The sequence below is a fragment of the Mycobacterium sp. NGS29 genome (genome assembly GCF_059812965.1).
This window is the reverse complement of sequence record NZ_JCALDR010000010.1, coordinates 186394-204963: the sequence shown is the minus strand read 5'-3', so window position 1 is coordinate 204963 and position 18570 is coordinate 186394. Positions and strand designations below refer to the sequence as shown.

16 protein-coding genes and 1 pseudogene are annotated in these 18570 nt (G+C 70.0%); 9 read left to right on the top strand and 8 right to left on the bottom strand.

The window, feature by feature from the left end; genetic code table 11:
* From AC5Y5Z_RS15825 to AC5Y5Z_RS15810, 4 genes and pseudogenes are all read left to right on the top strand, one after another.
* Positions 1 to 504 (top strand): annotated as a pseudogene (locus AC5Y5Z_RS15825) (hypothetical protein); the annotation flags it as partial.
* Positions 486 to 983 carry a sensor domain-containing protein gene (locus tag AC5Y5Z_RS15820; protein ID WP_499926141.1) on the top strand — a complete coding sequence of 166 codons (498 nt, stop codon included), beginning with the start codon at positions 486 to 488 and terminating at the stop codon, positions 981 to 983. The pseudogene AC5Y5Z_RS15825 and the gene AC5Y5Z_RS15820, both read left to right, overlap by 19 nt.
* Before the next feature lie 3 nt (positions 984 to 986).
* Entirely contained in the window at positions 987 to 1754 is a 768-nt protein-coding gene (locus AC5Y5Z_RS15815; RefSeq protein WP_463828010.1) for a class I SAM-dependent methyltransferase, read from the top strand.
* A gap of 45 nt (positions 1755 to 1799) precedes the next feature.
* Positions 1800 to 3275 (top strand): aldehyde dehydrogenase, encoded by a 1476-nt coding sequence (locus tag AC5Y5Z_RS15810; protein ID WP_463828009.1) that lies wholly within the window; start codon positions 1800 to 1802, stop codon positions 3273 to 3275.
* 88 nt (positions 3276 to 3363) lie between these two features.
* On the opposite strand, the gene AC5Y5Z_RS15805 is transcribed toward AC5Y5Z_RS15810, so the two are convergent.
* Entirely contained in the window at positions 3364 to 3969 is a 606-nt protein-coding gene (locus tag AC5Y5Z_RS15805; RefSeq protein WP_499926138.1) for an enoyl-CoA hydratase-related protein, read from the bottom strand.
* A gap of 198 nt (positions 3970 to 4167) precedes the next feature.
* On the opposite strand from AC5Y5Z_RS15805, the gene AC5Y5Z_RS15800 reads away from it, so the two are divergent.
* A complete protein-coding gene (locus AC5Y5Z_RS15800; protein ID WP_463828031.1) occupies positions 4168 to 4329 on the top strand; it encodes a hypothetical protein in 162 nt (53 codons plus the stop codon).
* On the top strand, positions 4326 to 4967 hold the full coding sequence (locus AC5Y5Z_RS15795) for a TetR/AcrR family transcriptional regulator (protein ID WP_499926136.1): 642 nt from the start codon (positions 4326 to 4328) through the stop codon (positions 4965 to 4967). Before AC5Y5Z_RS15800 ends, AC5Y5Z_RS15795 begins: the two co-directional genes overlap by 4 nt.
* On the opposite strand, the gene AC5Y5Z_RS15790 is transcribed toward AC5Y5Z_RS15795, so the two are convergent.
* The gene (locus tag AC5Y5Z_RS15790; RefSeq protein WP_463828006.1) at positions 4968 to 5264 is read right to left on the bottom strand and encodes a hypothetical protein; all 297 of its coding nucleotides are present in this window, start codon (positions 5262 to 5264) and stop codon (positions 4968 to 4970) included.
* Complete coding sequence (locus tag AC5Y5Z_RS15785) at positions 5261 to 6754, bottom strand: class I adenylate-forming enzyme family protein (protein ID WP_473138919.1); 1494 nt, start codon at positions 6752 to 6754, stop codon at positions 5261 to 5263. The genes AC5Y5Z_RS15790 and AC5Y5Z_RS15785 overlap by 4 nt, the downstream gene beginning before the upstream one ends.
* A gap of 193 nt (positions 6755 to 6947) precedes the next feature.
* Here AC5Y5Z_RS15785 and AC5Y5Z_RS15780 point away from each other — a divergent pair, with 193 nt between their 5' ends.
* On the top strand, positions 6948 to 8318 hold the full coding sequence (locus tag AC5Y5Z_RS15780) for a PP2C family protein-serine/threonine phosphatase (RefSeq protein WP_499926133.1): 1371 nt from the start codon (positions 6948 to 6950) through the stop codon (positions 8316 to 8318).
* 6 nt (positions 8319 to 8324) lie between these two features.
* On the opposite strand, the gene AC5Y5Z_RS15775 is transcribed toward AC5Y5Z_RS15780, so the two are convergent.
* The 3 genes from AC5Y5Z_RS15775 to AC5Y5Z_RS15765 form a co-directional block, all read right to left on the bottom strand.
* Entirely contained in the window at positions 8325 to 9101 is a 777-nt protein-coding gene (locus tag AC5Y5Z_RS15775) for a crotonase/enoyl-CoA hydratase family protein (protein ID WP_473138917.1), read from the bottom strand.
* 70 nt (positions 9102 to 9171) lie between these two features.
* Entirely contained in the window at positions 9172 to 10581 is a 1410-nt protein-coding gene (locus AC5Y5Z_RS15770; RefSeq protein ID WP_499926131.1) for a WS/DGAT/MGAT family O-acyltransferase, read from the bottom strand.
* Between the two features lie 35 nt (positions 10582 to 10616).
* Positions 10617 to 11813: an alpha/beta hydrolase fold domain-containing protein gene (locus AC5Y5Z_RS15765; RefSeq protein WP_463828001.1), complete on the bottom strand. Its 1197-nt coding sequence runs from the start codon at positions 11811 to 11813 to the stop codon at positions 10617 to 10619.
* 299 nt (positions 11814 to 12112) lie between these two features.
* Here AC5Y5Z_RS15765 and AC5Y5Z_RS15760 point away from each other — a divergent pair, with 299 nt between their 5' ends.
* Positions 12113 to 13003, top strand: a complete 891-nt coding sequence (locus tag AC5Y5Z_RS15760; protein WP_499926128.1) for an alpha/beta hydrolase — start codon at positions 12113 to 12115, stop codon at positions 13001 to 13003.
* Here the strand turns inward: AC5Y5Z_RS15760 and AC5Y5Z_RS15755 are convergent, their stop codons facing one another.
* Both AC5Y5Z_RS15755 and AC5Y5Z_RS15750 read right to left on the bottom strand, forming a co-directional pair.
* Positions 13004 to 14305: an amidohydrolase family protein gene (locus tag AC5Y5Z_RS15755; protein ID WP_499926126.1), complete on the bottom strand. Its 1302-nt coding sequence runs from the start codon at positions 14303 to 14305 to the stop codon at positions 13004 to 13006.
* A gap of 7 nt (positions 14306 to 14312) precedes the next feature.
* Positions 14313 to 15476 (bottom strand): CoA transferase, encoded by a 1164-nt coding sequence (locus tag AC5Y5Z_RS15750; protein ID WP_499926124.1) that lies wholly within the window; start codon positions 15474 to 15476, stop codon positions 14313 to 14315.
* Positions 15477 to 15716: 240 nt separating this feature from the next.
* On the opposite strand from AC5Y5Z_RS15750, the gene AC5Y5Z_RS15745 reads away from it, so the two are divergent.
* Positions 15717 to 18470: a PE family protein gene (locus AC5Y5Z_RS15745; protein ID WP_499926122.1), complete on the top strand. Its 2754-nt coding sequence runs from the start codon at positions 15717 to 15719 to the stop codon at positions 18468 to 18470.
* The last annotated feature ends 100 nt before the right edge of the window (positions 18471 to 18570 follow it).

Sequence of the window (18570 nt, the reverse complement as noted above, 5' to 3'; positions counted from 1 at the left end):
CGAGAGCTCACCTTGGCGGCCCGCGCGGCGATCACCGGACCGCTGGCCCGGCCGCAACCGGCTCCCAGCCGGCCCGAACCCCCGAATCCGCGGCCGATGCAGTCCGGGCCGATCCCGTCGGGGCCCGGTTACCAACCGCCGCGCCCGGCCTACCCACCACCGCCGCAGCAGCACACCCCGCCGCCGTATGCGCCCAACCCCGCCCAGTTCCAGCCGGCCCCGTTCACCGGCGGGTACGGCGGTCCGCCGCCTTTCCCGTCGGCCCAGCGCAGCAGCAACCGCACCTGGGTGTGGGTGGCGGTGGCCGCCGCTGTGGTGGTGGTGGTGATCGTCGGCGTCATCGGCGTCGCGGTGGGCACCGGTTCCGATGACACCGCAGCCTCCTCCGGCACCTCGTCGACCACGACCACGACCACCACCGCCCCGCTGGTCGCCCCGGGGCGCTGGACGGGCTGCTGCTCACCCCCGACGCCGTCAGCAAAGCGATGTCCACTACCGGCATGACCTCCTCCGCCGGGCACCACGCGATCACCAACAACCCGTACCAGGTGACCCCCGTCGAATGCCGGTTCGTCGACACGGTGGAGGCCGACGCCTTCGCCGGAAGCGGCATGACCGACTCGGTCGAGGAGCAGGTATCGGAGAAACCCACCTATCACTGGGTGGACCAGGCCGCAGCGCGCTTCCCCTCCGCCCAGGCCGCAGCCGCATACGTCACCGCGGCGCAAGCCAAGTGGCAGGCCTGCGCCTCGAAGAGTTACACGGTCACCAAGCCGTCCGGCGAAGCCAAGCCCTGGTCGGCGGGACCGGTGTCCAGCATCAACGGCACCCTGCGGGTCACGGTCACCGGCGGCAACTGGCGCTGCCAGCAGGCTCTGACCGCCGTCAACAACATCGTCGCCAACGTCCAGGCATGCAACGCGAACCTGACCGACGAGGGCGTCCGCATCGCCGAGCAGATCGCGGCGAAGGTGCCGAAGTAACGGGTGGCCGTCACCGACGCCTTCGCTCGGCGGGCCACCCTGCGCCGCTCGGTGCGACTGCTGCGGGAGTTCCGCTACGAGCAGAGCGACCCGGCCCGCTTCTACGGCGCCCTGGCCGCCGACACCGCCGCGATGGTCGGCGACCTGTGGCGCTCCTGGTGCGGGGACGACCTCGCCGGCGCCACGCTGCTCGACGTGGGTGGCGGACCCGGATACTTCGCGGCGGCCTTCGCCGGCGCCGGGGTGCGCTACATCGGCGTCGAACCCGACCCCGCCGAGATGCACGCGGCGGGACCGGCTTTCCAGCGCAGCACCGGCACCTTCGTGCGCGCGTCGGGCATGGCGCTGCCGTTCGCCGACGACTCGGTCGACATCTGCCTGTCGTCCAACGTCGCCGAGCATGTGCCGCGGCCCTGGCAACTCGGCAACGAGATGCTGCGGGTGACCCGGCCGGGTGGACTGGTGGTGCTGTCCTACACCGTGTGGCTGGGCCCGTTCGGCGGTCACGAGATGGGCCTGACCCATTACCTCGGCGGCGCCCGGGCCGCCGCCCGATACGCCCGCAAACACGGCCATCCGGCCAAGAACAACTACGGGTCGTCGTTATTCGCGGTGTCCGCCGCCGACGGCCTGCAATGGGCGGCCGACACCGGCGCGGCCGTCGCGACTTTCCCGCGCTACCACCCACGATGGGCCTGGTGGGTGACATCGGTACCGGTGTTGCGGGAGTTCGTCGCGAGCAATCTGGTGCTGGTCCTCCGAGCGCACTAATGGAACATGTTCTCGTTTTGCGCCGTCTTGGGTATGGTGTCGACTGTGACCAACGCGACAACCGCTACGACGGAGTACGACAAGCTTTTCATCGGGGGCAAGTGGACCGAGCCGGCGACCGCTGAAGTGATCGAGGTGCACTGCCCGGCCACCGGCGAGTACGTCGGCAAGGTGCCATTGGCGACGGCGGCCGACGTCGACGCCGCAGTCGCCGCGGCCCGCGCGGCCTTCGACAACGGCCCGTGGCCCACCACCCCGCCGCAGGAACGCGCGGCCGTCATCGCCAAGGCGCAGCAACTGCTCGAGGAGCGCAAGGAGTTGTTCGCCAAGCTCCTTGCCGACGAGACGGGTCAGCCGCCGATGACCATCGAGACAATGCACTGGATGGGGTCGATGGGCGCGATGAGTTTCTTCGCCGGCCCGGCCGCCGACCAGGTCACATGGCGGGAGGTGCGGACCGGCTCCTACGGGCAGACCATCGTGCACCGCGAGCCGATCGGCGTGGTCGCCGCCATCGTGGCGTGGAATGTGCCGCTGTTCCTGGCGATCAACAAGCTGGGCCCGGCGCTGCTGGCCGGCTGCACCGTGGTGCTCAAGCCGGCCGCCGAAACGCCGCTGACCGCCAATGCCCTGGCGGAGGTGTTCGCCGACGCCGGCCTGCCCGAAGGCGTGCTGTCGGTGGTACCCGGCGGCGTCGAAACCGGTCAGGCGCTCACCTCCAACCCCGACGTGGACCTGTTCACCTTCACCGGCAGCTCGGCCGTCGGCAAGGAGATCGGCAAGCGCGCCGCGGACCTGCTCAAGCCGTGCACGCTGGAACTGGGCGGGAAGTCGGCGGCCATCGTCCTGGAGGACGTCGACCTGGCCGCTGCCGTCCCGATGATGGTCTTCTCCGGAATCATGAACACCGGTCAGGCCTGCGTGGGACAGACCCGGATCCTGGCGCCCCGCTCGCGTTACGACGAGATCGTCGACGCGGTCAGCAACTTTGTGCAGGCCCTGCCCGTCGGCCCGCCGTCGGACCCGACCGCGCAGATCGGCTCGCTGATCTCGGAGAAGCAGCGCGCCCGGGTGGAGAGCTACATCGCCAAGGGCAAGGAAGAGGGCGCCCGACTGGTGTGCGGCGGTGGCCGTCCGGAAGGTCTGGACAACGGATTCTTCGTGCAGCCGACAGTTTTCGCCGACGTCGACAACAAGATGACGATCGCCCAGGAGGAGATCTTCGGGCCGGTGCTGAGCATCATTCCCTACGACACCGAAGACGACGCGGTCAAGATCGCCAACGACTCGGTGTACGGACTGGCCGGCAGTGTGTGGACGTCGGACATCCCCAAGGGCATCGAGATCTCGGAGAAGATTCGCACCGGCACCTACGCCATCAACTGGTACGCCTTCGACCCCTGCTGTCCCTTCGGCGGGTACAAGAACTCCGGCATCGGCCGGGAGAACGGGCCCGAGGGCGTCGAGCACTTCACCCAGCAGAAGAGCGTGCTGATGCCAATGGGGTACACGGTCGAGTAACCGGCGTATTGCGCCGAGTGTGAACTACGCTGCGCGACAGGCCGAATGGACGTCGTGAGGTTCACGGTCGGCGGTATCAGACGTTCCGTTAGCCACCCTGAAAACGCGCCTCGCGGCGCTCGATGAACGACTGCACACCCTCGGCGGCGTCCGCGCTGGCGAACAGTTCGGTGACGGCTGGACGCAGGCGTTCGATCGCGGCGCCCTCCCCCTGGGCCCGGGCCAGCTGCGCAGAAGCGAGGGTTGCCCGCACCCCCAGCGGCGCCGCGCCGAACGGGTAGATACCGCGCTGAACTTCCAGCTGCGTGAAGCGGGTGCCGGCCGCGGCGATGCGGATGTCGGCGGCCAGCAACAGTTCGATGCCCAGGGTCATGCACCAACCGTGTGCGGCGGCGACCAGCGGCGTGGTCCAAGAGCCGTCCAGCCGCCACGGGTCGCGACCGTCCGGGGGCATGGGCGACTCTCCCGCCGCAATCCCGGGGCCGACGTCGACGAGGTCCAGACCGGCGGTGAAATGGTCGCCGTGCGCGAACAGCACCCCGGCGCGCAACTCGTCGTCGGATTCCAGCAGCGCATAGGCGCGGGACAGGTCGGCCAGCATCGCCCGGTCGAAGGAGTTGCGCTTGTGCGGGCGGTTCAGGCCGATCAGCAGCACATGGCCGTCGCGCTCGAGGGACACCGTGTCGTTCGTCATGGGGCCAGTGAAACGCAGTCCGTCGAATTATGCAAGACAGCATAATTTCGGGACCACAAGTATTGCGATCACTCTGCCTGGTACTCGGAGGTGGTGAGGTAAACCCAGGCCTGCTCGGTACTTAGCTGGCTTAGCTTGCCTCCCTGACACGTGTCTTATATGCTCACTCGCATAGTCATGGGCCGGTGGACCCGGTCCATGGCTGCACCACCCAAGCCGGGAGAAGTTATGTGGATCATCGAACTCAACGTCGCCGGCTACCGGTTCACCCGCGAAGTCCCTGACCCGCGCCGCCGGCAGTTCCGGGTCAGCCCCCGGGCGCTGCACTGGCCGGCAGTCCGGCACTCGCGCGCCGCATGACCCGTACCGAGGAGCAGACCGCAACGGATCCGCAGCCCGCCAAACGGGGCGGCACCCGGAACAACATGCTGGTCAGTGCCGCACAGGTGATGCGCGAGCGTGGCGCCGCCGGAGTGACCATCGATGCGGTGCTGGCCCGCAGCGGTGCCCCGCGCGGCTCGGTGTACTACCACTTCCCCCAGGGCCGCAATCAGTTGCTGACCGAGGCGTTGCGGTACGCGGGCGACACCATCACCGCGACCATCGACCGCGCCGTCGACCGGGGCGGCCGGGCGCTGCTGCGCGAGTTCGTCGAGTTATGGGAAAACCTGTTGATCGAGGGCGATTTCCACGCCGGCTGCCCGGTGGTGGCTGCCGCGATCGGCTCGGCCGACGATGAACTGCAGCTCGCCGACGAGGCCGGCGTGATCATGGGCCGCTGGTGCACCGCGCTGACGCGCGCCTTCGTGACCGACGGCTTCGACGACAACGACGCGGCCTCGCTGGCCGTGACGTCCATCTCCGCACTCGAAGGCGCCATCGTGCTGTGCCGCTCGACGCGCAGCGTCGCACCGCTGCGCGAGGTCGGCGGCCAGCTGGAATTCCTGGTCAAGGCACGGGAATTCGTCCGCCGTAACGGGCTGGCCGAGCGACCGTAGTCAGTCGCTGGCGGGCAGCGGCTTGACCTCTTTGAGCGACAGCTTCGTCTCACCCACGCTGAGGCTGCCCTTGCCGGGCTTGGTCACCAGGACTTCGGCGCCCGTCTCGTCGACGTAGCGCTTGCCCATCACACTGCCGTCGGCAAAGGCGGGGTCGATCTCACCCGAGCGCTCGGCGCCCATCTCCACCATCGGCGCTCCGCCGCAGCGCAGGTCGTCGAGGCTGTCGGCGCTGCGGACGACGATGATTTGGGTGTCGCACACCTGGCTGGCCAGGCGGGTTCCGTTCTTGATCATGATTGCATCCCTGCTAGGTGTTCGATGATCTCCCGGCGAAGCACTTTGCCGGTGGCGGTGGTTGGCAGCTCGTCGCGAAACACTACTCGGTCCGGAGTGCGCGACCCCCGCAAACTCTTTCGGACAAATTCACGCAGTTCCTCGGGGTCGGGATCGACATCGTCACGCGGCACCACCACGGCGACGATCGCCTGGCCCCACTGCGCATCCTCGACACCGACCACCGCCACGTCACGCACGTGCGGATGCTCGATCAGCACCTCTTCCAACTCGGCCGGCGCGATGTTCTCGCCGCCGCGGATGATGGTGTCGTCGCTACGGCCGCCGATGAACAGGAATCCCTCTTCGTCGAGGGTGGCGATGTCCTTGGTCGGGAACCAGCCGTTTTCATCGAGCACCGAACCGATGCCGGTGTAGCGTCCGGACACCTGCTCGCCGCGCACGAACAGCTCGCCGGTCTGCCCGGGTCCCAGCACGGTGCCGGCCTCGTCGCGGATCTCCACCTCGATGCCCGGCACCGGCCGGCCCACCGAACCCAGCCGCTTCACCGCGGCGGCATCCGCGGCCGCCAGTGCCGCACGGTGGTCGTCGGGGGTGAGCACCGCAATCGTCGAGCTGGTCTCGGTCAGGCCGTAGGCGTTGACGAATCCGACGTCCGGCAACAGCTCGAGGGCGCGGCGGACCAGCGGCAGGCCCACCTTGGAACCGCCGTAAGCCAGGTTGCGCAACGCGGGCAGCTTGTGGTCACCGGCCTCCAGCACCGTCACGATGCGGTCCAGCATGGTGGGCACCACGGTTGCGGTGGTGACCTGTTCCGCGTTGGCCAGCCGTACCCACTCGTGGGCGTCGAAGTTGGGCAGATACACCATCTTGCGGCCGGCGTACAGGTTGGACAGCGCCGCCCCGACCCCGGCGACGTGGTAGGGCGGCACGCAGATCAGCGCGGCGTCGTCCGGCCCGGCCGACTCGAATTCCACCGTGCCGGTGACGTAGCTGGTCAGGTTGTTGTGGGTGAGTTCGACGGCCTTGGGCGCCGACGTGGTGCCCGAGGTGAACAGCACGATCGCCACCGAGTCCGGGTCGGGGAACTCCGCTGCCGGTTCGGCGGTACGGGCCGCGGTCAGGAACTCCTCGGACGACATCACCCGGCGATCGCCGCCGCCGAGTGCGTCCCGGTAGCGTTCGTCGACGACCACCAACGGGTCCGGCAGGCGGTCGAGCAGGGCGCCGATCCCCTCGGCCGACAATCGGTAATTGATCGGCGTGAAGGTCAGACCCGCACGCGCGCTCGCGAAGATCAGGATCGGCAGTAGCGCCCCGCCGGTCCCGACGTAGGCGACGTGCCGGGCGCCCGAGGCCGCGATCACCCCCGCCCCGCCGTCGGCGAGGTCGCTGAGTTCCCGGGTGCTCAGCCGCAGTTCCTCGGAGATGACAGCCGTGCGGTCAGGGTTGCTCGACGCAGCCATCTCGAGAAGCAACGAAACGCTCATCCGCGATCCTTCTGGGAACCCTGCCCTTTACAAATTCTGCCGACAGTGTAACCCATCGCGGGGCCGGCCCCGCCCGCCGGGGCGGGCCGCCGCTTAGCTGCGCCGCAGCCCCGCGCGCATACATCCGTAGAATTCCGGGCAACCAGAGAGTAGCTGCGCCACACCGAGTCCACCGATCCCGAATGCGCATCCCATGCCCCCGATCACCTCGAAAGCCACTGCGGCCGAATCGGCACGGGTGCGCGCCGTCGAGCGCTACCGACTGCTGGATTCGGCGCATGACCAGGTTCTCTCGCGGGTGGTGCGGCTGGCCGCGGAGTTCTGTTCGGCGCCGATGGCCGTCGTCTCGATCGTCGGGCGCGACCGCATCCGGTTCGTGGCCAGTCACGGGTTCGACGTGGACCTGCCCACCGTCAGCCGCGACGACGGCCTGTTCGGGTCGGCGGTCCTGAGCGACGCACCCCACGTCGTGCGGGATGTGCGCGCCGACCCCGGTACCCGGGACAACAGCTTGGTGACCGAACACCGCATCGGCTGCTATGCGGGCGCACCGATCGTGACCAGCGACGGGCATCGGCTGGGGGCGGTGGCCGTCCTGGACAACGACCCGTGCACCGCGACCGACGCTCAACTGGCCACCCTGACCGATCTCGCCGCCATCGTCGCCGAGCAGTTGGACCTGCGGGTTTCGGCACGCACCGCGCTGCGCGCGGAACGACAGCTGCGCGGCGTGGCCGAGGACGACCGCGACGAGGCCCGGCGCGACCGCGACGACGCGCAGTCAGACCGCGACGAGGCGGTGCGCGACCGCAATATCGCCGAGCACGATCGTGACCTGATCGCCCAGTACGCCACGGTGCTGCAGCGCACGCTGCTGCCGCCCTCGTTGCCTTACATCGACGGCCTGACCGTGGCCTCGCACTACCATCCGGCCTCTTCGCGTCAGGTGGGCGGCGACTTCTACGACGTATTCGCGGTCGGGAGCAACCGGTGGGCGTTCTTCATCGGCGACGTCGAAGGCCACGGCGCGGAGGCCGCGGTGGTGACGTCGCTGATCCGCTACACGCTGCGATCCGCCGCGCTGCACTACGACAACCCCATCGATGTGCTCGTCGAACTCAACTCGGTATTGCTGCGCGAGGTGGAACCGCGCCGATTCTGCACAGTGCTGTTCGGGATCCTGGAGCCGCGCAGCGACGGCCCCGGGTTCGGGGTCACCATCGCCACCGGCGGTCATCAGCCGGCGCTGCTGGCTGACGCCGCCAGCGGCACCGTCGAGCAGATCCGCCCCAGCCACGGCATGCTGGTGGGCCTCATCCCGGGTGCGTCATTCGACGCGTGCAGCCTGCGCTTGCTGCCGGGTCAGACACTGATCTGCTACACCGACGGCATCGTGGAGTCGCGGCGCGCCGAGATCACGTTCGACGAGGACAGGCTGGCCGCATTCGTCACCGAACGCACCACCCTGGGGGCCGCCGCGCTGATCGACGACCTCGTCGCGTTGATACCCAAGCTCAGTCCCGACGACGACATCGCGCTGCTGGCGCTGGGCGTCGCCCGGTAGCCGGACTCAGGTGCCGGTCCAGCGCGCCGGGCGCTTCTCGGCGAACGCGATCGCACCTTCCTTGGCGTCGTTGGAGGCGAACACCGGGCCCAGGATCTTGGTCTGTTCGGCGAACATGGTGTCGCGGCTCCAGCCCCGGGACTCGACGATGATCTTCTTACTGGCCGCCACCGCCAGCGGGCCGTTGGCGGCGATCTTGCCGGCCAGCTCGAGAGCGACATCCAGCGCCTTACCCGGTTCGGCCAACGCGGTGACCAGACCGATCTGGTGTGCGCGCTCGGCGGACAGGTTGTCCCCGGTGAGCGCCAGCTCCATCGCGATGGCGTACGGGATGCGTTCGGGCAGCCGCAGCAATCCCCCGCCGCCGGCCACCAGGCCGCGCTTGACCTCCGGGATGCCGAATGCCGAATCCTTTGCTGCCACAATCAGATCCGTGGCCAGCGCCAGCTCGGTGCCGCCGGCCAGTGCATAGCCCTCGACCGCCGCGATCAACGGCTTGTCCGGTGGACGCTCGGTGAAGCCCATCCCGCGGCCCTCGACGATGGGCAGTTCACCGCGGGCGAACGCCTTGAGGTCCATGCCCGCGCAGAACGAGCCACCGGCTCCGGTCAGGATGGCCACCGACAGCCCGGCGTCTCCGTCGAGACGGTCCATGGCGTCGGCCAGACCGTGGGCCACCGCGGAATTGACGGCGTTCTTGGCCCGGGGGCGATTGATGGTGATGATCAGGATGCGGTCGCGTTGTTCGACCAGAACTTCGGGTTCGTTAGCTTCGTCGCTCACAGTCCAGATGGTAGCTGTCGGGCCGCGTGACGAACCGCCCGGTGCGTGTAACGTTGACCGACCCTGTCGATCAGACCTGCGCCATGGCCTCCGGGACCACGGTGAGCTCTCCGGAAATCCCTGCGGCCCGGCGTATTTCGACGAATTCGGCGATCATCGCCGCGGTCACTTCGTGCGGGTCTTTCAGTGTCGCGCCGTCGGACAGCACCGAGATGTTGAGCTGGTCGACGTAGCTCCACACCGTGATGTTCAGGCCGCTGCCGGCGGTCAGCGGACCCACCGAGTAGATCTCGGTGACCAGCGCGCCGCCCACCCGGCCGCGGGTGCGGGGCCCGGGCACGTTGGAGATGTTGAGGTTGAGGACCTTGTTCTGCCCGTCGCGGCTGGACAACCACCGGAACATGGCTTCGGTCGCCGTGGGGGGCCAGTAGGCCGCCCACCGGCTGATCAACTCCGGGCCCAGCAACTGGTGGCTCTCCTTGGCCGAGACGGCGTTGTCGTGAGCGGCCCGCACCCGCTCCAGCGGGTCGTCCAGGTCGGTCGGCAGCACGACCATCATCCCGCTGAAGTGGTTGCCGGAAATGCGTTCCGGGGAGAAGTCGTAGCTGACCGGGACCGACGCCAGCAACGGCTCGGCCTTGCCGTCGTAGCGCAGCAGCAGGCTGTGCAGGGCTCCGCTGGACATGGCCAGCACCATGTCGTTGATCGTGGCGCCCAGCTTCTTGCCGGCCTCCTTGACGTCGGCCAGCGCCAGGGTGGCGGTGGCGAACCGGCGTTCCGGGGTGATCTTGTGGTTCATGAACGACGGCGGCGGGTCGATCGGGCGGGTGAGCTTCGGGGAGAACTTGTAGGAACTGCTGCGCACCCGTCGGACACCTTGTGCGGTGTAGGCGAACGTGCCGGGGATGCGCTTGATGTGCCGCATGTGGTCGACGAACGCCGCGCTCATCAGCTCTCGCTTGCTAGGCGCGGGATCGGTTGTGTACGAAGCGGTTTGCGGTGTCGGCATCAGATCCATGCCGTGCGCCATCAGATTGGCCGAGGCGACACCGTCGGCCAGCGCGTGGTGGATCTTGAGCACCACCGCTATCCGGTCATTGGCCAGTCCCTCGACGAAGTACATCTCCCACAGCGGGTGCGCGCGATCCAGGGGGGTGCTGGCGATCTCACCGATCGCCTCGTCGAGTTCCCGACGGCCGCCCGGGGCAGCCAGCTGCCAGGGCCGGACGTGGTACTCGAAGTCGACGTCGCAGTTCTCCCGCCACATCGGGTGGTGGAACTTGAACGGGACGTCGATCAGCTGGTAACCCAGCGGGACCAGCTTGTCCATCCGGCCGGCGATGACCTGACGGAACGCGTCGATGGTGAAACCGCGGCTGGCCTCGTCGAGCTCGATGATCGCCACCTTGATGGTGTGCATGTGCACGTTCGGCGTCTCGCTGTACAGCAGCACCGCGTCCCAGCCGGTGAGCCGCTTCACCGCAATCCCCTACCCATCACGCGACCCTAGCGCGATCAGATGACCTCTTGGGCGAACTGCGTGCGGGTGCGGTGCACCTGGTTGAGGAACAACGCCGTCGCGTGGGCCATCGCGCCCGCGCGGGGACCGTCGAGCATGTCGAAGCCGTGGCCGGCACCCGGCAACTCCACGTAGTTGACCGCCGCGGTCGAGACCGAACGCAACCGTTCGACGAAACTGCGCGCCTGATCGACCGGGATCACGTTGTCCCCGCTGCCGTGAATCACCAAGAACGGCGGCGCATTTCGATGCACGCGCGCGATCGGCGAGGCGTCCCGGAAGATCTCGGGATGCCGGGCGATGGATTTCTGGACCACCACCCGCTCCAGAAACTGCACGAACCGATCCCGCTCGGGGGTGGAGCGGTCCTCCCAGCAGTAGCGGCCGTAGATTCCGACCACCGCGTCCACCGAGCTGTCCGCGCCCTCGGGCAGCTTGGCGTCCAGCGTGGCGTCGTTGGGGGTGAGGCCGGCCAGCGCGGCCAGGTGCCCACCGGCCGAACAACCCGCCACCGCGATGAAATCGCGGTCGCCACCGAATTTGTCGACGTTGGCCCGTGCCCATGCGATCGCGGTCTTCACGTCGGTGATGTGCCGGGGCCACCGGTTGTGCGGCGAGACCCGATAGTTGACGGCCAGGCACACCCAGCCCTGCTCGGCCAGTCGTGACATCAGGGCGGTCCCCTGCATGGTGGTGCTGCCGTGCACCCACGCACCACCGGGCAGGAACACCAGCACCGGCGCGTTGGCGGGTAGATCCTTGCGACGCCACACGTCGAGCATCTGCGCGGGGTGGTCGCCGTAGTGCACACCGCGGCGGTGCAGGTACTTGCTGCCACGCAGGGCCGCCCAGAACGGCGGTGTCCGGTCGGCGGCGGGCCAGTCCAGGTCCAGTTCGGCAGCTGAGACCGTGCCGCGCAGTGCGGCAATGGACACCTCGTTGGTGCTTTCCCGGTCCCGGCGGCGCGTCTCGCCGCTGCCGGGGGCGAACCGGCCCTTCGCCGACGTCGACATCAGTTCCGGCGCGATCCGGATGCCCCACACACTCATGGCGGCCATGGTGCCCAAGGGTTCCAACCGCTTGCCGATGATCGGGAGAGCGGCACCGGCTCTGCTCATCGCCAACAGGTAGTCGGCCGGACCGGCGCGCAACAACCGCTTGACGCAAGATTTGGACTGTCCAGTCGCCGTCATGCAGGGCACTGTACCCCTACCCGCGGGTAATAATCGTTCAACTGTGTGCGGTATTGGCCGGGTGGCTCGGGAAATTCGGTAGCCGCATTTGCTGCTCGGGTATTCATACCTTTCCACGATTGTTTCGCCGTTAGCTGTCGGGTGTCGTGGCGCCGCCGAAAAAGTCCCGCTGCCGGGTCACCGGGACGACCGGCGGCCGGAGCGGCCGATCGTGTGGTGAATATCGCTGTGCCACAGCTGATTTCAATGTTCCGCAGACCCCTGCGGTGCCTGATCGGGGGCGCAGGGATACTGAATCGATGGTCGATGCCGTCCACCCTGATCTGCGCCGGCTGGCGCGCGTTGCGCCCAAGAGATTGGTCGGCCCCCGGACATTGCCGCTGATGCGCGTCGCTATGGGGTTGCGGACCAGGCTGGGCCGCGTCCCGAAGGGCGTCGAGGTGTTGACCCTGCCGTCGGGGGCGGGTGTGCGGCTCTACCGTCCGGCCGGCACCACCGAGCCGGGGCCGGCGTTGCTGTGGATTCACGGCGGCGGATATGTGCTGGGTTCGGCGCAACAGGACGACCAGCTGTGCCTGGGATTCAGCAAGCGGTTGGGCATCACCGTGGCGTCGGTCGAGCACCGGCTCGCACCCGAACATCCCTATCCCGCGCCCCTGGAGGACTGCTATTCGGTGCTGGCCTGGCTGGCCGGACTTCCCGCAGTGCAGGCCGACCGGGTGGCGATCGGCGGCGCCAGCGCCGGCGGCGGTCTGGCAGCGGCGTTGGCGCTGCTGGCCCGCGATCGCGGCGAGATCACGCCGGCTTTCCAGCTGCTGGTCTACCCGATGCTCGACGACCGCAGCGCGGCGGCGCCGGCCGACCCCGATTACCGGTTGTGGGACCCGGTAGCCAACCGGTTCGGCTGGACCGCCTATCTGGGCGGTGCGGATCCGGCGGTCGCGGTCCCCGCCCGACGCGCGGACCTGCGCGGGCTGCCTCCGGCGTGGATCGGCGTCGGGACCCACGACCTGTTTCACGACGAGGACGTCGAATACGCGCGCCGGCTCACCGAGGCCGGGGTGCCGTGCCAGCTGGAGCGCATCCCAGGTGCATTCCACGGTTTCGACCTGGTGGCACCCAAAGTCACAGTGTCCCAACAGTTCTTCGCCATGCAATGCGACGCGCTGCGCGCAGCGCTGACCCCGTGATCACATCGCGAAGTAGACCAGCTCACCCCTGATCAAGGTGGCCGCCACCAGGGCGGCATCCAGTTCGGCCAGTGCGACCGCGGGCGGCTCGGACAGCACGCACAGATCCCCCGGCTCGCCGATCTCCACCGTCCGCGGCCGGTCCGGCCGATCCGGCCAGCCCAGGAACATCGTCAAAGCAGTTCTGGGCGAGACACATTCGGCGGCGTTGAGCACCGCGCCGCTAGGGGTGGTGCGCGACACGGCGGCCCGCATCGCCGCCCACGGGTCGCCGCTGCCGAACGGCATATCGGTGGACAACGCCACCGGGATATCGGCGTCGAGCAATGAGGCGACCCGCCAGAGTTGGTCGTGCTCGTCGGCGGGGACATCGGTCAGGTACTGGTCCCCGCGCTCGGCAACGAAATTCGGTTGCGTCACCACCGTGATGCCCAATTCGGCCAGATCGGACAGGGTGTCGTCCGGGACGACGGCGGCGTGCTCGATGCGGTCGAACGGATGGCTGCCGGCGGCCCGCAGCGCCGCGATCGTCACCACCAGTTGCGCCGCCGTCACGCAATGCACAGCCACCGGCTGGCCGAACCCGTGCCGCTCACTGATCCACTCCGCCAATGCATTCAGATCAAGCCGGTCGTCGTGCAGGATCTTCTTACCGGGCGAGAGCAGGCGCACCCCGGGCCGGAACTCGCCGTTTCGGTGCGCCATCATCAGCGAGATCAGGTCGCCCGCATCGATGTCCGGGGTGGCGTCGGTGACCCCGGTGACCCCGCGCGCGACGATCCGCCTGCTCAGTTCGGCCAGGTCGGTTTCGCGGCGCTGCAGGGCCTGTGCCCACGGATCGGCGCTGCGCAGCCGGCCGTCGGGGTGGGCGGCCAAGCCCACCCGGCCGAGCGCCGCGGAGTTGAGTACCCACAGCGCGCCGCTGCGGTGCTGGATACGCAGCGGAACGTGGGCCAGCACCGCATCCAACGTGGCCCGATTCAGTTCCCCGGCAACCGATTCGTGGTATCCGACGGCACGTATCCACCCGTCGGGTCCCGGGACGGCAGTCGACAACGCTTGTGCCAGTTGTTCTTTGGTGTGCACGGCGGGTGGCCCCACGGACAGCGAATCCAATGCCGATGCGGCCGAACGCAAATGCACGTGATGGTCATGCAGTCCGGGCAAGACGGTGCCACCGCCGGCGTCGAGCACCCCCTCGCCCGCGCGCGGCGATAACTCCCGGCCCACCTGTTCGATTCGCGCGCTAACCCGGATATCGACCGTGCGCCCGTCGAGCAACGCCGCCCTGCGGATCAACATGGCAGCCTCAGCATGTGCGCCGTAGCCTCTCGGTCACCAGGTGGCGGACGGCCTCGTCGTCGGCACCGAGGGCGGCGGCGGGCTCCGGCACCGTCGGCGCCCGCGGCGGCTCGACCGGGCAGGCCGATCCCGGTGCGCCGGTCGGCAGCGCCGCATACGTCGCGGCGACGGCAGCCATCGAGACGTCGATCAGCTCGCCACCGCCCCGGCGCAGCGATTCGGTCACCACCCGGGCGGCCTCCAGTCCGGTCAGCGGATCGGCGATCGCGTCGCCACAGAACACCGGCCCCCGGCCGACCAGGCCACCGGCCACCGCGGCGTCGTCTCCGAACGCCGGCCGTCGGGAAGCCGACCCGTGTCCGCAGATCCGCAGCCAGATCCGGCCCACCCGCGGCGCCAGGTCATCGGGTCCCAATCCGCGGCGGGCCAGCCCGTCGGGCCGTGACCCTTCGATGACGATGTCGGCCGCGGTCAGCAACTGACGCAGCTCACTGGTCTGGCGGTCGAAGTCCAGGCAGTAGGACAGCTTGGCGCTGTTGACCCAGTCGAAGAAGACCGGGTGGCCGCCCCGGGTGCCGTCGGGCCGCTGCGGACTCTCGACCTTGACGACGGTGGCGCCGTCGCGGGCCAGCAGTCGTCCGCACAGCGGTCCGGCCCACATCGAGGACAGATCGGCGACCAGCAGACCCGCCGGACCGCGTACCGGGCCCCGTGGCGCCGTCCGACGTACCACGGGCGCGGCCGCGGTGGTCTCACCCAGTGCCGCCGCCGGGATGTCGAGCAGTTCGGCCCGCGCGACGATCTCGGTCGTGGGCCGAGTGGCAGCCCATCTTTCCAGGCACGGCCACGGATCGTCGGCGACCTCGTCAGAACACAGCAGCGCAGGGACCGCCGCAACATCGTCGGGACGCGACAGCGTCACGGCGCACCAACCGTCGCGTGCGCCGAGCAGCCGGGTGGCACCGCCGGCCGACACGCGACCGCGGCGGGTCAGGCCCAGCAACGCGGCCCGGCCGCTCAGCAGCGCGGCGGCGTCGGGGGCGATCTGCTGCGCGCGGCCGAGCACCGCCGCGCGCGAGAAGTCGGGCGGCCCGTCCGGCGGACCGGTCAGGTAGGCCAGCCCGCTGCTGCCCCACGCCGGGGTCCAATCCGAGGCGGCTTCCGGACTCACCCCTCCATGGTTGCGCGTGCCGCGGCGCCGGTGCGAACGGGCCCAGCGGCGGTGGAACCGAGGTGCGGCGCAGCCCCCCATGCCGAAACTATGCGCATCATTAGCAGGTTTTTGACGGAAAGACAGTTTGTTTTGGCCCAAGTCGAGTTATGGTTCGTATCGGCTTTGCCCATCAGCATGACCGGGGGACATGTAAACCACGGCCTCACCAGGTCGTGACCTAGTAAGTGGACGGTTCCCATGTCGTATCTCCTTGCAACAGCGCCGGACCTGCTGACCGCCGCAGCCTCCGACTTGGCCGGCCTCGGCACCACGCTGGAGTCAGCCAACGCCGCTGCGGCGGCCTCCACCACCAACCTGCTGGCCGCCGCGCAAGACGAGGTGTCCACCGCCATTGCCGCACTGTTCGGCACCCACGGGCAGGCCTACCAGAGCATCAGTACCCAGGCCGCGGCCTTTCAGGCCCAGTTCACCCGGGCGCTGGCTGCGGGAGCGAATTCCTACGCGCTGGCCGAGGCGACCGCCGCAACCCCGTTGCAGCCGCTGCTCGACCTGATCAACTGGCCGACCGAGACGCTGTTCGGCCGACCGATCATCGGCGACGGCGCGAACGGCATCGATGGAACTGGCGCTGCCGGAAAGCCCGGCGGCTACCTGTTCGGTAACGGCGGCCGGGGTGGAACGGGGGCGGCCGGGCAGGCCGGTGGGGCCGGCGGGTCGGCCGGGTTGATCGGACACGGCGGTGCCGGCGGCAGCGGCGGCGCAACGTCGTCCGGGGCGGGCGGAGCCGGCGGCGCGGGGGGAAACGGCGGCTGGCTCTACGGCAGCGGTGGCGCCGGCGGCACCGGCGGCGCCAATACCGGTGGACTCGGATCCGGCGGGCTCGGCGGACTCGGCGGCAGCGCCCGACTCATCGGCAGCGGCGGGGCCGGCGGGGCCGGCGGGTCGAGCGTGAGCGGTGCCGGCGGGTCCGGCGGCAACGGCGGCAGCTCCGGACTGCTGTGGGGCAACGCCGGATTCGGCGGAAACGGTGGCAGTGCCGGCGCAAACGGCGCCGGCGGCGCCGGGGGTGACGGCGGCAACGCATGGATCCTCGGCACCGCCGGATTCGGCGGTAGTGGCGGTGACTCCGCAGGTCTCGGGGCCGCCGGTGCCGGCGGCGACGGCGGCAACGCGCTGTTCCTGGCCAACGCCGGGTTAGGCGGCAACGGCGGCCACGCCACCGGCATCGGCGCCGGCGGCGCCGGCGGTGTCGGCGGCAACGCCTGGTTGCTGGGCAACGGCGGCTACGGCGGGGCCGGGGGCAGCAGCGCGAGCGCCGGTGGCGGCGCCGGCGGCGCCGGCGGGGCGGCCTGGCTGATCGGCTTCGGTGGCGGCGGCGGTGCGGGCGGCAGCAGCGGCGGTTCGTTCGGCGGGGCCGGCGGGTCCGGTGCCACCGGCGGACTACTCGTCGGGTCCGGCGGCGCCGGTGGTGCCGGTGGCGCCAATCTCGGCGGTCACGGTAACGGCGGTGCCGGTGGCACTGGTGGCACCGCGTGGCTGTTGGGCAACGGTGGCGCCGGGGGCGCGGGCGGAACCAGCACTACCGGAGACGGTGGCGCCGGTGGCACCGCCGCCAACGCCGGATTCCTGATCGGGTCCGGCGGGGATGGTGGCCACGGCGGGTCGACGACCTTTGCGGCCGGTTCCGCCGGTAGCGCCGGAACCGCGGGCAGTGCATGGTTGATCGGCAACGGCGGCGATGGCGGCACCGGCGGGAGCGCGCCCACCGGCGGGCTGGCCGCCAACGGTTCCAACGGCGGTAACGCCGGGTTCTTGCTCGGCTGCGGCGGCGACGGCGGCAACGGCGGGGCGGGTGTGGCCGGAATCGGCGACGGCATCGGCGGCGGTGGCGGCAACGCCTGGCTGTTCGGCAGCGGCGGGGACGGCGGCAACGGCGTGATCGGCGGCACCGCCGGCCGGGCCGGGCTGTTGATCGGCTACGGCGGCGACGGCGGCACGGGACGCCCGGGCGCCAACGGCGGTCTGCTGTTCGGTGACGGCGGTGACGGCGGCGACGGCGGCTTCGAAGTGCCGTCCAACGGCGGCAGCGGCGGCCGATCCTGGTTACTCGGTAGCGGTGGTCACGGCGGCGCCGGCAGTTCCGGCGTCGCAGCCGTCGCCGACGGGAACGGCTGGTATGGCGGCAACGGCGGCGACGCCGGGATCCTCTTCGGCTTCGGCGGCCACGGGGGAACCGGCGGAACCGGGCTGGTCACGGTGCCTGGATCCGGTAATGGCGGTGGTGGTGGCGCCGGTGGTGACGCCGGGTGGATCTGGGGCCGCGGCGGTGCCGGCGGCCATGGCGGTGGCGGCGGTACGGGCATCGCCGGTGCTGCCGGAGGCATCGGCGGTGCCGGGGGCAACGGCGGCACCGCCGTGCTGCTCGGCAGCGGTGGTGCCGGCGGCAACGGTGGGTCCGGCGGTCTGGCTGGATCCGGCTCGTCGGGCGGAGCCGGAGGCCAGGGCGGAAGTGCCGGTGGCAGCGGCTTCATCTACGGCAACGGTGCAGCGGGCGGCGTCGGTGGCAATGGTGGAGCCGGTGCCGGCGGTGTCGGTGGTCCCGCCGGTGGCGCCGGGGGTGCCGGCGGTCACGGCGCCTCGACCTTCCTGCTCGGCAACGGCGGTGCCGGCGGGGCGGGCGGCTCGGGTGGCAACGGTTCGGGCAACGTCGGCGCGGCCGGTGGCCACGGCGGAGCCGCCGGTAACAGTGGGTTCATCTTCGGTAACGGCGGAATCGGCGGTGGCGGCGGCGCCGGCGGCGAGAACCTGAGCGGCGCTACCGGCGGTCCCGGCGGCGGCGGCGGTACCGGAGGCAGCGCCACCTTCATCGGCAACGGCGGCAACGGTGGCCGCGGGGGTGCCGGGGGTCCGGGCACCCCGGAGGGTGCCGACGGAGCCGGCGGCAGCGGCGGGCGAGGCGGGATCTTCGGCCAGGCCGGCGTCACCGGCTGACAAATTCGAACCGGCAGTCACCACTGTGCCCTAGGAACCGCAGCTATGCCCTCGTCAGGCCATTCGACATGGGTCGTGGTGCGGTTAGCCTGTCCTTGCA